Raw genomic sequence first — 14,499 nt, forward strand, 5'->3', positions numbered from 1 at the left:
TATTGGCAAACCCATACAAATTACTATTTATAAATTGTATGGGTTATTAATTGTTATATTAAATTATTTAATGCTTTCCTCTTTAAGTACACTTATGAATTCGTCATTAATTTTAAACCCTAGATTGAAAGATAGTTTATTTATTTTAGCCAATAACTCATCCCTCTTAGCTCCAGTTAACGGTGTTGGCCTATAATCATTAGATGTAGTTATTGAAGAAATACTAGCTGGAATTACCTTTACACCATAGTTTTCTACTTTATTATCTACAAAGTTAAGCTTTATCTGAAGAATAAAGGTGTCTTTATCTGAAGGATTTCTATTTCCTCCAAAAGCAAAGTTACCTAAACTGTAGGCAATAATCTTACCCTTATAATTTTCTAAACCTTGAATTACATGAGGATGATGACCAACAATAAGATCTGCTCCTTGATCTATTGCATAATGAGCGATGTATTTTTGGGTTTCATTTGGGCTATACATCCGTTCCTCACCCCAATGAAAGTTTATCACAACAAAATCAGACTTAGTCTTCATGTCCTGTATGTCTTTTTTCACTTTCCCTAGAAAAGCTTTATCATAATAATATCCAAGGTAACCAAGAAACCCCACTTTAACCCCTTTAACTTCCTTTATCCATGTATTTCCCTCACCAAAATAACCAGACTCCGCAGCCTTTAGGGCTACTATAGTATCATCGAAACCCTTTTGAAAATAGTCATACATATGATTATTGGAAAGATTAACAGCCTCTATTCCCCCTAAGCCTAGTGCCTTGGCATATTCAGGATTTCCTTTGAAAGCAAATTGCTTTTCTGCTTTAGCATTAGCCTTAGTAAGAGGTGTTTCTAAGTTTGTAGTAGTTATGTCATCAGCCTTAAAGATGTGACTTACATTGCTATAAAAGTAACTTAAATCATTATTATTCTTTTCCAGCACATGTGGTAAACTCTGATTGTATCCATAGGTTTGGTCGCTGCCTAAAAGGCTATCTCCAGTACTAGTAATTACAATTTCAGCTTTTTTCACTTCTGGTTCTGGAGTAATTGGCTCAACTTCAACGATGTCCTCTTTTGGTTTTTCCTCAACAGTTCCTGGAATGTTTGTGTAGTTATTTTTACTATCTACTTTGCTGTCCATTGTATAATTAACAATTTTATAACCTGCAAACATAACTAAAAAAACTAGCCCAGCAATTATTGAATATTTATAAATTAGTTTTTTCCTCTTTGCTCTTCTTCTTTGTATCCTTCCCATTTTATCCTCTTTCTTTTAATTATAGGATTACTTTATTTAAAATTTCTATGCCTTCTTCAATATCCTTTGCACTTACCATTTCTAAATTTGTATCCTTATATCTTACAGGATACACTATTGTTCCTGTTTTAATTCCATTTCCTTCTTTGTGAATGGTAGCTCCATCTCCACCTTTTTCACTGAAAATATAGTGAGGTTTTTTATCTGTTTTTGAGAAAGCTTCTTCTAACATTTCTTTCACTTCATGGTGCATGATTAGGGTTCTATCCATGAACTTAATACCAAGTCCCCCACCAAGTTTAAAGTTTCCTTTACCCCCTAAATTATCGCTAGCTTCTTCTCCATCTATAACTATGGAGTACATTGGATTTATGCTGTATGCAGCGGCTCTAACACCTCTGCTTCCCACCTTGTTTTGAGTGGAGAATACAAAGAATAATTCCTTATCCAAATCATTTAATATTCCTCTATTATTAGCTAGGTTTTCTATAACCTCCAACATCATATAACAACCAACTCTATTCTCTAAGAAAGGAGCAATGATATTATTTCTTTCTTCAATGATGTTAGAAGTAAAAACAGCTACATCTCCCTCTTCAATAAGCTCAAGAGCTTCTTCTCTAGTTGACACCCCTAAATCAATATATAAATCATCAATCTTTGGATCATCTTTAGTGGCACAAACTCTTCCACTATTTCCATTTTCAAATTCTACAATAGTATTAATCATTGCAGCTTCTTTAAAGTCCCCAACTTTCCCTACTCTTACAAATCCCTTATCATCAATATAAGTTACAATTACTCCCATGGTATCCATGTGTGCAGTGATCATAAGTCTTTCTTCTTCCACTTCACTTTTCTTTCCCATTTTTACAATTACATTGCCCATTTTATCTATTTCATGATGAGCCTCTAATCTATTTAACTCTTCTATGATAACCTCACGAACTTCTTCTTCATGCCCACTTACTCCAAAGGCACTCAGTAGAGATTCTAATAATTTATCCATTCTTTCTTCCCCCTCTTTTATAAACTCTTTAAATATTCTTTTAAAAGCAGCACTGTATTTTTAAAATCTTCCTTAGATGCTACAGACACTGAAGAGTGAATATATCTACAAGGTACTGAAACTGTAGCTATTTTTGCTCCCTCTCCAACAGTGTGGATTGCCCCAGCATCATTTCCACCTGCTATAGCTTTTCTTCTTTGATATGGAATATTCATTTCATCTCCTAAGGTCATGATGTCTCTTGCAATATCTTGATCAAAAATACTAGTTAAATCCATGATAGATATAGCTGGCCCTTTTCCTATTTCAGTGGCACTTAAATGTTTTGGAACTGTAGGCATATCTGCACAAATTGTTCCTTCAAGAGCAATGCCTAAGTCTGCTTTAACATTTAAAGCTGAGATAAAGGTTCCTCTTTCTCCCACTTCTTCTTGTATATTAAAGGTTCCATATAAATCTATATCGTAGTTATCTTTTAGGATTTCCATAAGAACCAGACATCCGATTCTATCATCGAAGGCTTTTCCTTTAATTAGGCCTTCTCCAAAAGTATCATACTCTGTATCAAAGACCACATACTCTCCTAAATCAATAAGTTTTTTAGCCTCTTCTTTAGAATTTGCTCCAATATCAATACAGCAGTCTTTATAAGTTAATCCCTTTTCTCTTTCATCTTTTCCTTGAAGATGTATAGGCTTTCCCCCTATAACTCCAGGAATTTTATTTTTACCTATTAAAACTACTTTAGATGGAATTATCTTTTCATTAATTCCCCCAAGAGCTCTAAAGTTTAAAGTTCCATCTTCATTAAACCCTGTAACAATAAAACCTACTTCGTCCATGTGGGCATCTATCAAAACCTTTTTCCCATTACCCTTTTTGTGAACTATGATATTTCCTAATCTATCTACTTTTATTTCATCCACATAGGGAGCAACTTCGCTTTTAATAAGCTCTCTTACTTCTCCTTCAAACCCTGATGGACCTGGGTGAGAACAAAGTTTATCTAATAATCCACCTTTATCCAATAGGTTGTCTAAAAGCATAGTAATCCCTCCAATTCTTCACCTTTAAGTTTTTCTATAAGCTTAGCCATAATCCGTCCTGTATTTTTAACATCCTTCATATTAACTATTTCTACAGAAGTATGCATGTATTTAAGTGGTATAGAAATCAATAAAGTTGGAATTCCTTCTCCTGCTATTTGAATATTCCAGGCATCTGTACCAGTGCTTCCAGGTTCCACCTCCACTTGATATGGAATATTATATTCCTTTGCCACTTCCACAAGCTTTTCTCTAACCTTTGGATGAATGTTTGGCCCTATGCAAATTACTGGACCTGAGCCTAAGTAATTTTCTCTATCTTGTGCTCCCATTTTTCCGCTATCAAAGGTTACATCTATTGCTATGCCTATATCTGGGTTTATCGCATTGGTGGCAGTTTTAGCGCCTCTACATCCAACTTCTTCTTGAGCAGAACAAACAAAGTATACATCTAGATCATGGTTTATATCCTTAAGTTCCTTTGCACAGGAATAAAGAGCTGCAACTCCTGCTCTATCATCTAGAGCCTTACAAGTAACATTATCATTAAGAAGTTCTTTAAAGGTTCTTTTAACTGTTACAAAATCTCCAACCTTCACAAGCTTCTCTAGAGCTTCCTTTGAATATCCAGTATCAATAAGCAAGGAATCTGCAGTTACAGCCTTTGTTCTTTCATCTTCTTTCATTAAATGTGGTGGTTTTATTCCTATAATTCCTAATATATCTTTCTCACCATGAACAACTACTTCTTGAGATACAAGGCTTTTCACATCTATCCCACTAGCTCTAAACTCTAAAAATCCATTTTCTCTTATCGCTGTAATCACCATAAATATTTCATCAAGGTGAGCCATAAGCATTATTTTCCCTTTACCTTTTCCCTTTTTATGAGTAATAATGTTATTTAAATTATCCATGGATACTTGTCCAAACTCAGAAAAAACATCATAAACCTCATTATACAACCAATGCTCTCTACCACTTGGACCATGACCTTCACAAAGAATTTTTAATAATTCCTTTTCTTCCACTGTGCCATCCCCCTTTAATATTTTGATAAGCATTTAAGCTTTATTATCTGCTATTTACTTGATTTTTACCACCTTTCACCATTTCCATCCCTTAAAAGTAAAAAAGTAATCAATCATATTCCTCTTTGAAATTCTTCAAAGATTATTAAATAATGAACAAATTCATTTTAATAAGTTACTTTGGAAGGAGATTTAACTTGAACAAGGGTACTTTGTTACACCAAAGTTTAAATTTATGCTGAGCACTCCCACCTTAAACTTGTTTAATTACTAACGAAGATGGGAGAATTATCCTTCCAAAATATGTTAAATATTGAAGTTGTTAAAATTTTCAAACAAGTATAGTTTTATTATAAGATTTTTCCAACTAAAAATCAAAGCCTTAAAATTCATTTATATATATTTCATCAACGAATATTCATCCTAGTAAGCTTCAAATTACTTTAATACCTAAATATGCATGTATAAATTTCTTATATTATAAAATTAAGCACCTAATGAAAATATCCATTAAGTGCTTTAACTCTAATAGGTTTAATTTATAGAATTGTTTCTTCTGTTTTATTCTTATAGTAATCTGCTTGCTTCTTAGCATAATCCATATGTCTTCCTATATTAGGAAGAATATAATCAAAGTATAGTATTAATTCATTATATAACTTATCCCATAGTTTTTTCCTAAAAGCTGAAATTTCCTTATATAAGGCATTCTTTTTTTCTTCCAAGGTACAATATTTATGAAACTTTTCTTTAGAAAATAGATTTTGGTAATCTATATCATTATAAATAAAGTCTTTAAAGAAAAGTTTTGGTATATCATCCTCGATATTATAAAAGTTCAACATCATAGGTGCACAATTACCTTGAAGTATCTCCTCACTATCATACCCTTTATATAATTCCTCTAACTTATCATATAACTTAAATTTTGTAGAATCACTAAAGGAATTTACATACTTAATGGAATTTAATATGAGTTTTTCACAATACATATTCTCCAGATGCTGTTTTTTATTCCATAACTTTTCCATAATGTAATCATAATAATCACTCTTAAAATCATTAAATGCATTTATGATGAACGTATATAAAATAAATTGTAATTTTTCATCTAAAATATCACATATCATTAGGAAATCTTCCTCACAGTTAATAAAGTAAATAGGTAACTGAAATTCATTATTAAATATAGTATCTAACTTATATTTCACCTCTGAGGTAAGAGTTTCAAATTTAGTATTACAAAAGTTGAACATTCTCTGTAGATAGTTATATTGAGATATGAAAAGTTCTCTGCAAATATTATAAACTTCTAACTCAATTTTATCTGGAAGAATACTTTTATAATTTACTTTGATACTTTTTTCTTTATGCTCATAGCTTTTTTGAAGTTCTAAGTATTTGTTAAGGCTCTCTTTGTAATTAAGCAATTTTTTGTCCATTGCAACTAACAATGTGTTTCTAATATTTCTTATAAAAGAGCTGGCTACAATAAAAATTATATCCTCACTAAATTCGTCCTTTATAACATCGGTGGTATTAATAAATGTTTCTCTTTTTTTTAATAGATTATCAACATACAACTTTTCACCCAGGTTAGTTTTATTTTTGGTGGTGTCTAAAAGAAATTTCTTAATGCTCCACAGAAACCCTTCATAATCATACACTTTATCTTCCACCAAGAGTTGAACCTTCTCTGCACAGTAATCTATCTCTTTGTAATACCCTTGTAAGTTGTCAGTGAAGTTTTCCTTAGTTAGATTTTTTAAATCCTCTTTCAATTCAAAAGATCCTTCTTTAGCATTTATAAAGCTTGTTATTTCCAACAAAAATTCATGTTGATATAAAAATAAGGTATCTTCTAAAATTGTTTTAATACTGTGACTTATATGAAAAAACTCATCCTTACATAAGTCAATATGATATTCTTTTGTTTTTTCCATAGATATTAAAGCATTATGAAATAATTCAAGAAACTTCTCTTTAAAATCATAAAATTCATAGGTTTTATGCTCTACTATATGCTGTATTCCCTTTAGAATATCGCCTTCACTTTCTTCTCTTCCAAAAAGACTTTCAAAAATCTTAATTAGATTTTCTAAAAGCTCTGAAACCTCGCTGTAGTCTCTGATATTATCATAAAGTGAAGTTAATAATTTCTCTTCATCATTCATAGAAATTCAACTCCTAATGACCATTTCTTGAATCTAATTATTCTACATTTTTCTTTGAAAACCTTTAATGATATTAAACAATCAGATAATAATTTTGCAAAACCACTTTAAAATCTAAAGGAAAGAGTAAAAGTTCTCACCTATCCTTCACTATTTACTATATAAAATAATTTTGATAATCTAATTTTTCATTTGATATTTGATTATTGATGGTTATTAGATTTAATCAATCTCCACTTCTTTATCCATTGAGAATAAGTATAAATACTTCTGAGACACCTTTTTCCCTAAGAGTTTTTCCACTGCTTCCCCATAAAAGTCTAATTGGGTTTTGTATCTTTCAACTACTATAGAAACATCTCCATGAGGTACATAATCTGTTTTATAATCTAAAATTATTGCCTCTCCTGCTTCTTCAAAATAGCAGTCAATAATTCCTCTGAGAACTATTTTTTCATCCTCATAGATTTCTTTAGGAAGAGAATTATCTAAGAAAGTGCTACTGATTTCCATACGGAAAGGAAGCTCTCTTTTTAGAGTATTATTTTTATAAGCATCTAATACTCTTATGCCTAAGTTACTTCTAAAAAACTTATAAATCTTTTCTGCTCTAACTGCTTTCCCTTGTTCTTCTGTTAATAATTCTTTCATTACCATCACATTAATTTGATTTTGTACTTCTTCTACTGTAGAAACCTTAGTTAAATCTAATCTTTGCATAACACCATGAAGGGCAGTACCTACCTCTGCTGGAGTTAATCCCTTTTTCTCTTCTAAAAAGGCTGGAGTTTTGATAAGTGCCTTGGTGTAGGTTCTGTTATAATCGTCTTGTAATCTTTCTTCAATATAAGCTTCTTCTTCCCCTATATTAAATATATCTTCAAACTCCACTTCTTTATCAATGGAATTTAATCCATATTCTTTATGGATTGCTTCTATATCATTTAAATCATGTTGTTGATTTTCTTTAACCCTACTTAGATTTTTCTCCATGCTTACCTTATGATGTTTATCAACTATAAAAGTTTCATCATTATCATAATTATGTTGGCAACTTTCTTCTATAAAACTCAGTTTACCATCATTGCTAGCAGGAGAACCACTTTCTAGAATAGCCTTATCTAATTCTTCGTTGTTGGTTGATTTTTCAGTATAATCTGAATTGTTATCCACAGAAGTTATATTTTTTAGTTTCGAAACTGTGATTACTGTTGGTAGTTCCGTGGATTTCTCATATTTATACCTATAATTTAACCTATCTTCTATAACTTTTCTGTATTCTTCTTGATTTGAAGTACTTTCTAATTCTTTTAACTTTTCTTCCACAGTGGCTTCCTGTTCTGCCTCTTCAACAACTTTAGAAAACTTACTCTTATTATGAAAATAAATAGCCCATTTTGAATTGTCTTCATTTAAATCCACAATGTTGATATTTTCATTGAAAGTTCTTAGCATTTCACCTTCTACGTGTTTCATAATAGCTGGTGCAACCCAATCTATATAGCTTTTTTGAGAAGAGACATAATGCTGTGATATTAGAGTTTCTTCCTCTCCTGCAGCTTCTCCCCAGGTTTCAATCTTCTTAGCCAATTTTTTGTGGGATGAAACCAATATTAACTTTTCCTTAGACCTTGTTAAGGATACATAGAGAAGTCTCATTTCCTCTGATTTATTTTCACTTTGAATTTTTTTTGCAATATAATCCCTTTGTGCTGTGGTGGTAGTGATTCTTTTATTTAAATCCACGTACATAGGACCATACCCAAGCCCATGGTGAAATAATATCTTATTTTTTAAATCACTTTGGTTAAATTGCTTACCCATTCCACATAAAAACACCACAGGAAATTCTAGGCCCTTACTTTTATGGATACTCATTATTCTAACCACATTTTCATTTTCCCCAATAATTTTTGCAGCTCCTAAATCTTCACTGGTCTTTTGAAGATTATTGATAAAGTTCACAAAGTTATATAAACCCTTATAACTTGTTCTTTCAAAGTCCTTTGCCCTTTGGAATAAGATTCTTAAGTTTGCTTGTCTTTGAGTTCCTCCTGGCATGGCTCCCACATAACCATAGTATCCAGTTTCCATGGACAGTTCCCAAATCAAATTATTTATAGGAGTATATCTTCCCCTATTTCTCCACATCTGTAGCCTTTCAAAAAAGCTCCTAATTTTAACCTTAAGATTTCCAACTTTTTCATGGTGATACTTACTATCATTAGAGTCACTTATGTCCTCCATAGCTTTAGTTTCCATATTCTTTGTTTCTAAGTCCAAGGCTTCTTTATCTTTTATGATATTATCCTTAATTACATACTTACCCATAGCTTCGTAAAAGCTAATTTTTCTATCTACTAATCTGATGTCTGTAAGTTCCTGAGAAGAAAACCCTCCTATAGGTGAACGAAGTACTGCAATAAGAGGAATATCCTGAATTGGGTTATCAATGATTTGAAGTAGACTTATGATTGTTTTCACTTCAATTGTATCAAAGTACCCTGAGCCCCCTTCAGCATATAATGGCACATTTAGTCTTTTAAACTCCTCTACAAATACTGGTGCAAATTTATTTCCAGAACGAAGAAGTATAATAATATCCTTGAATTCAAGAGGTCTATAATCCTTAAGGTGTTTATCAAAGACCTTAAAGGTTTCCTCTCCCCTATTCTCCATTAATTCCTTTATTCTCTCTGCTACGGCTCTAGCTTCGATTTGCATGGCATCAAGCTCTTCTTCTTCTAAATCCTCATCACTTTTTTCATCTTCAGATAGATTATCCGTAAGCTGTTCTTCTTTGCTAGCAACTTCATTTTCCTTGTGAACGCTTTCATCTTTTTCTTCTGTTTCTTTATTATCTTCATTTTCAACTTCATCATCTAATGATATAAGATGAAGCTCCACAGGGCCACCCACAACTCCTTGACCTTCAAGAGGCTTAAAGCTTGCTCCAAGTTTTAGCTCTTCCTCTTCATCGTAATGAAGCTCTCCAACCTTTTCGCTCATAATAAGGTTGAAAATATAATTGATGCCATTTATAACTTCTTCTCTACTTCTAAAGTTTTTATGAAGAGTTATTACTCTATTGTCCTTACCTTCTTCTTTACTATAGGTATCCTTTTTAGTTTTGAAGAGTTCTGGTTTAGCCATTCTAAATCTATAGATACTTTGTTTTAAATCTCCCACCATAAATCTATTTCTTGACCCAGCTTTTTTTCTTGAAATTAGGTTAACTATTTCTTCCTGAACATCATTTGAATCCTGATATTCATCTACTAATATTTCTTCAAATTTTTGTCTTAACCCTAAGGCCACTTCTGAAGGAACTTCTCTTCCTTCTTCATCTAGGGTCTTTAATATTTCTAGTGCAAAATGCTCTTGATCATTGAAGTCCACTATTCCTCTTTCTCTTTTCTTCTTGTCAAATTTCTCCTTAAATTGAATAACCAAATTTGAAAGCTCAAGAACAAGAGGGTATAACTCTCTCATTTTTTCTACATTATGTGGAGAAGTAAAGGAAAGCACTTTCTCTTTTACTGAATTATAGATTCCCTTAGCTTTTTCCCTATAGCTTTTTACTTCTTCTCCAAGAATTTTTTCCTCATCATTAGAAAATTTCACACTAGCCAATCTGCCAAAGCTTTTACCCATGACGCAGTCTGAAAGTTCCTCCATGGAAGTTTCAACAAGATTTTGGCACTGATTGATGATATCTAAATCAGCTTCAATATTTCCTCTGTATTTTTCTAAAAAACTATTTTCGTTAATAAGTTTTAAAGCTCTACTAAGAATCTTTTCTCCTAAATTTAACTCTTCTTTTATTTCCTCTACAAAATCATCTTTAAAAGAAAACCCTTGAAAGCCTTCTTTCCCCTGAAAATCTTCTGCTTTTTCCAAAAGCCATTTCTTTGGACTTGGAGTACTCATTGAGAAGCTATATAACCTTAAAATTAACTCATATAATATTTTATCGCTTTTATTATCACAATAACTCTCAATTAAATGATGAAAACTTTCATTTTCTTCATTGTATTTTTCCTCAAAAACTTCATCTAAAGCTTCCCCTTTAAGTAGGGCAATTTCTGTGTTGTCTCCCACTCTAAAGCTAGGGTCCAAGTTGATTACATGAAAGTTATTCCTTATAAGATTTAAGCAAAAGGAATGTAGAGTTGAAATATTAGATTTATTCAGTAGAGTAAGTTGCTTTTGAAGGTTTGGGCTGTTTGGATTTTCCTCAAGCTTTTTCGATATAGCTTCTCCTATTCTTTCCCTCATCTCAGCTGCTGCTGCATTGGTAAAGGTTACGATTAGAAGCTTATCAATATCCACTGGATTGTTGGTATCCGTTATGATTTTTATAATTCTCTCTACTAATACCGCTGTTTTCCCTGACCCTGCCGCTGCGGAAACCAATATATCACAATATCTTGTATCAATAGCCTTTTGTTGATCTTCCGTCCACTTAACCTCTGAGTTTTGGATTTTGTCCTCTTTATTCTCCACTTCTTTCATCTCCTTCCCCTTTAGCTTCCTCTTCAATTAGTGCAAGTACTTCCTTTTTATTTTTAGTTCTTTGAGTGTTGTATTTATTCAGCCCTAAAGTGTTATCAAATTGACATATAGATAAATAGCTACAATAATCACATTGAGTACTATTTGTTTTTTTGCAAGGTTCAATATCAATGATTCCACTAAGCATATCCTCACATATCTTAACTACATTTTCCTTCATATGCCTTTTTAGCACCTTGAAGCCTTCATAGGTTATTACTGAAGTACCTCTATCTGAAAACTCAGGTTCATCCTCACCCTTTTTAGCTTTTTTAAGAGTTACAGGAATTACAGAGGATGCGCCTCCTTCTTCAATGGTTTTATCCATCTCTTTAACAACCTTTAAGTCCTTTATAATAAGTCCATGCATTTTAAGGCTCTTTAACATTTCTTCCTTAAGAGCTTCTTCCGACAGTTCCTTCTTTGGTTGAATTAAAGGATCATCTATGGAAAGATATAGCATGGCTGCTGGATTTGTATTTTCCTTATTTAAGGTTTTTTCTAGAGTTAAAATAGCATCAAGATAGGTAAGTAGCTGAATTTGAAGTCCTGTGTACACTTCATTTAACTTTAACTCTGTATTCCCTGATTTATAGTCCACCACCCTATAATAATTAATTCCATCTATTTCTGCCTTATCAACTCTATCTATTTTTCCTTCAAGAGTTAACTTTTCTCCACTAGATAAAATGATTTCAATTGGTGGATAATCATCATCAGCTCTTGAGCCAAAGGAAATTTCATACCCAAGGGGCTTAAAGCTTCCTCTCTCCATTTGCTCATCAATGATTAATACCATTCTCAAAAGCACTCTTGTAAGTCTTTTTATTACATATTCATGCCTTTTAGAACTGACTAAAATAGAGTTTTCATCCATGGAAATTAGATATTCCACCACTTGCTCAATGGCTTCTTTGCAAAATTCCTCCTCCAAAGCTCCCCAAGTTTCTCCTTCTTTCTCTACTATTTCAGAAAACTTTTCCAGACCATTATGAAGGAAGTTTCCAAGATCCGGTGGTGCAAAGGTATATATCTTTCTTTCCCTAGCTCTTAGTCCATACTCAACAAAATAAGCAAAAGGACAATGAGCATATCTTTCTATCTTAGAAACACTAAAACTATTACCATAAAGTTCTCGAATTTTTTCCTTTTTAATTTGTTCCACAGTATTATCATAAGTGAATCCACTGAAAATCTTCTTTCCTAAATCCTCATATTCCCTTTGGTCCATAAAGTATTTATAAGCTTCACTCCAAATTGGATGAATTTTATCCTCTTCCATATATCTTCTAACTTCAGTTATTAGCCTGTTAAAAGTAGGTATTTTAGATACTATGTCCTCATAGTTTACATCCCCGCTGGATTTTTCAATTATATTACTTTCTTCCTTAATATTTTTAAATGTGGACTTTACTCTTGGTATTATCATAGAATAACGTTTTGCTCTTCCCTCTGAATCTGCTATGGGATAGGATATGCAAAGGTACTCACTTGGCAGAGTAAGAGTGTTGTAAATCAAAAACTGCTCTGCAAAGGCTTGTTGAAGAGTGTTATCTGCTACACTAACATTGTTTGCAGCAAAGGCAAATCTGTCTGAATCATTGAAAAGTCCCTCATCATTACTTGCTCTTGGAAAAACTCCATCATTAACTCCAACTACATAAAGGGCTTTAATTTCGTGAGTTCTTATACGCTCTGCACTACCTACAATAACTCCATCTAAAGCTGGTGGAATTAATCCCATTTGATGTTCCATAATCCCTGTAGAAAAAATGCTATTAAACTCCTCAAGAGTTACAACTTCTTCTCCTAAAACTTCTACCATTTGATTTAAAAGTTCCATTATCAAATTCCAAATTGCACTATATTCTTCCACTAAAAGTAGGTTTCCTTCTTTGTTAAATACTTCTATATAGCCTTGAATTCTTTCATATATGTTACATTGAGTTAGAAAATTATAAACACTGGTGGCAGTTTCCCTAACAGTTTTTTTACCCTTTAAGCTCTTTTGAAGGTTGATTATTGGAGTTATCACTTTATCCCTGATTTCTAGGATGTTTGGATATTTCTCATTTTCCTTCCAATAGCTATCTTCTAACCATCGTTTCCTACTTTTTATTCCATATTGAAGTACATAGTTTTCAAGAAAATCCACTTCATTTGCACAAAGACTATTAAACCCTGATTTAATATATCTTAATACTGCAACATCACTCCAATTCTTCGTAAAAATTTCTAATAAGGAAGTGATATAAATTACTAAAGGGTTACCAGAAATGTCTTTCTTCTTATCAATAAAATGTGGTATTTCATACTCATTGAAAATAACCCTGGTTATCTCTTCATAGGACTCTAAATCTCTAGTTACCACAGAAATATCATTAAATCTTAACCCCTGTTCTCTAACTAATCTTAAAATATCCTTTGCAATATACTCCATTTCTCCATAGGCATTTTGTGCTTTGAATATTTTAATATCCTCTGTTGCACCTTCATAAGGCTTTATCCCCACGTTAAAGTAATTCTTCTCTAAAAATCCAAGCTCCACTGAATCCTTAAATCTGTGATTTATTTTTAGATAAGTATTATTTTTAGGATAATAACCATAATCCTGTGCCACCTTAGTAATTATACTTTCTGTAGTAAATATAGGATAAAAAGGATTTGTCACATCTTCTTTACTAACTACTTCTCTTCCACTATAAGGCAAGGTAATATTTACTTCTTTGCATAACTTAAATAGCTTGCCAATAATGTTATACTGCTGTGGTGTAAAGCCACTGAACTCATCTATCCAAATTTCTGACCCCTTCAAAAATTCACTTTCTTCTATTTTTTCATATAGAATACTTAAGTCATCCTCTGGATCAAAATACCCTTCATTAAGCTTATTTTGAAAACTACCATAAATAAGTGCTATATCTGTAAGTTTATGAACTAAAAGAGGATTATCAGAAACCTTATCCTTTAAATCACTTAAAGTTTCTGGGGTAACATTATGTCTTTTCATTTCAGTAATTACCTCAGACACCGTATCCACAAAACCTCTTTGCTTTGACACCTGTCCAAATATACTCAAATCATCTCTTATTTCATTTAAAATCTTATTTATTACCATAACCTTTCCTGTGGAATCCATGTGTTTACGAGTTATACCTCCCACTTCATTAAACACAGTAAAGGCTAATCTCTTAAAACTAAGTACATGAACATTATTTATCCCTGTAGCTCCTATTCTTTGAATTAAGGACTTTTCTGCTCTAAAAGAAAGTTGCTCCGGAACTAAAAGAATTAAGGGATAATTCACTTTTGCCATAGCCTTTTGATAAATTTCCTCAATACAGGTATAACTCTTCCCCGTACCAGACCTACCATATATAAATCTAACACCCATATAAATTCACATCCTAAAATTTTATATATTCTAT

General features: G+C 32.1%; 7 protein-coding genes. All 7 read right to left on the reverse strand.

The window, feature by feature from the left end; genetic code table 11:
• Positions 1-63: 63 nt before the first annotated feature.
• Positions 64-1,257: a CapA family protein gene (locus tag RR409_RS05590; RefSeq protein WP_332556743.1), complete on the reverse strand. Its 1,194-nt coding sequence runs from the start codon at positions 1,255-1,257 to the stop codon at positions 64-66.
• A gap of 19 nt (positions 1,258-1,276) precedes the next feature.
• The gene (locus RR409_RS05595; protein ID WP_332556744.1) at positions 1,277-2,266 is read right to left on the reverse strand and encodes a M42 family peptidase; all 990 of its coding nucleotides are present in this window, start codon (positions 2,264-2,266) and stop codon (positions 1,277-1,279) included.
• Between the two features lie 17 nt (positions 2,267-2,283).
• The gene (locus RR409_RS05600; protein WP_332556745.1) at positions 2,284-3,312 is read right to left on the reverse strand and encodes a M42 family metallopeptidase; all 1,029 of its coding nucleotides are present in this window, start codon (positions 3,310-3,312) and stop codon (positions 2,284-2,286) included.
• On the reverse strand, positions 3,303-4,343 hold the full coding sequence (locus RR409_RS05605; RefSeq protein ID WP_332556746.1) for a M42 family metallopeptidase: 1,041 nt from the start codon (positions 4,341-4,343) through the stop codon (positions 3,303-3,305). The genes RR409_RS05600 and RR409_RS05605 overlap by 10 nt, the downstream gene beginning before the upstream one ends.
• A 539-nt stretch (positions 4,344-4,882) precedes the next feature.
• Positions 4,883-6,517, reverse strand: a complete 1,635-nt coding sequence (locus RR409_RS05610) for a hypothetical protein (RefSeq protein WP_332556747.1) — start codon at positions 6,515-6,517, stop codon at positions 4,883-4,885.
• Between the two features lie 222 nt (positions 6,518-6,739).
• A complete protein-coding gene (locus RR409_RS05615; RefSeq protein ID WP_332556748.1) occupies positions 6,740-11,032 on the reverse strand; it encodes a UvrD-helicase domain-containing protein in 4,293 nt (1,430 codons plus the stop codon).
• Positions 11,013-14,465 (reverse strand): helicase-exonuclease AddAB subunit AddB, encoded by a 3,453-nt coding sequence (gene addB / locus RR409_RS05620; protein WP_332556749.1) that lies wholly within the window; start codon positions 14,463-14,465, stop codon positions 11,013-11,015. Before addB ends, RR409_RS05615 begins: the two co-directional genes overlap by 20 nt.
• Positions 14,466-14,499 lie beyond the last annotated feature (34 nt).

The organism is Clostridium sp., from assembly GCF_036642255.1.
Lineage (GTDB): Bacteria > Bacillota > Clostridia > Clostridiales > Clostridiaceae > Clostridium_J.

Coding starts and splice junctions, on each gene's coding strand:
- RR409_RS05590 (WP_332556743.1), bottom strand. CDS start 1,257: ATGGGAAGGATACAAAGAAGAAGAGCAAAGAGGAAAAAACTAATTTAT.
- RR409_RS05595 (WP_332556744.1), bottom strand. CDS start 2,266: ATGGATAAATTATTAGAATCTCTACTGAGTGCCTTTGGAGTAAGTGGG.
- RR409_RS05600 (WP_332556745.1), bottom strand. CDS start 3,312: ATGCTTTTAGACAACCTATTGGATAAAGGTGGATTATTAGATAAACTT.
- RR409_RS05610 (WP_332556747.1), bottom strand. CDS start 6,517: ATGAATGATGAAGAGAAATTATTAACTTCACTTTATGATAATATCAGA.
- RR409_RS05615 (WP_332556748.1), bottom strand. CDS start 11,032: ATGAAAGAAGTGGAGAATAAAGAGGACAAAATCCAAAACTCAGAGGTT.
- addB (WP_332556749.1), bottom strand. CDS start 14,465: ATGGGTGTTAGATTTATATATGGTAGGTCTGGTACGGGGAAGAGTTAT.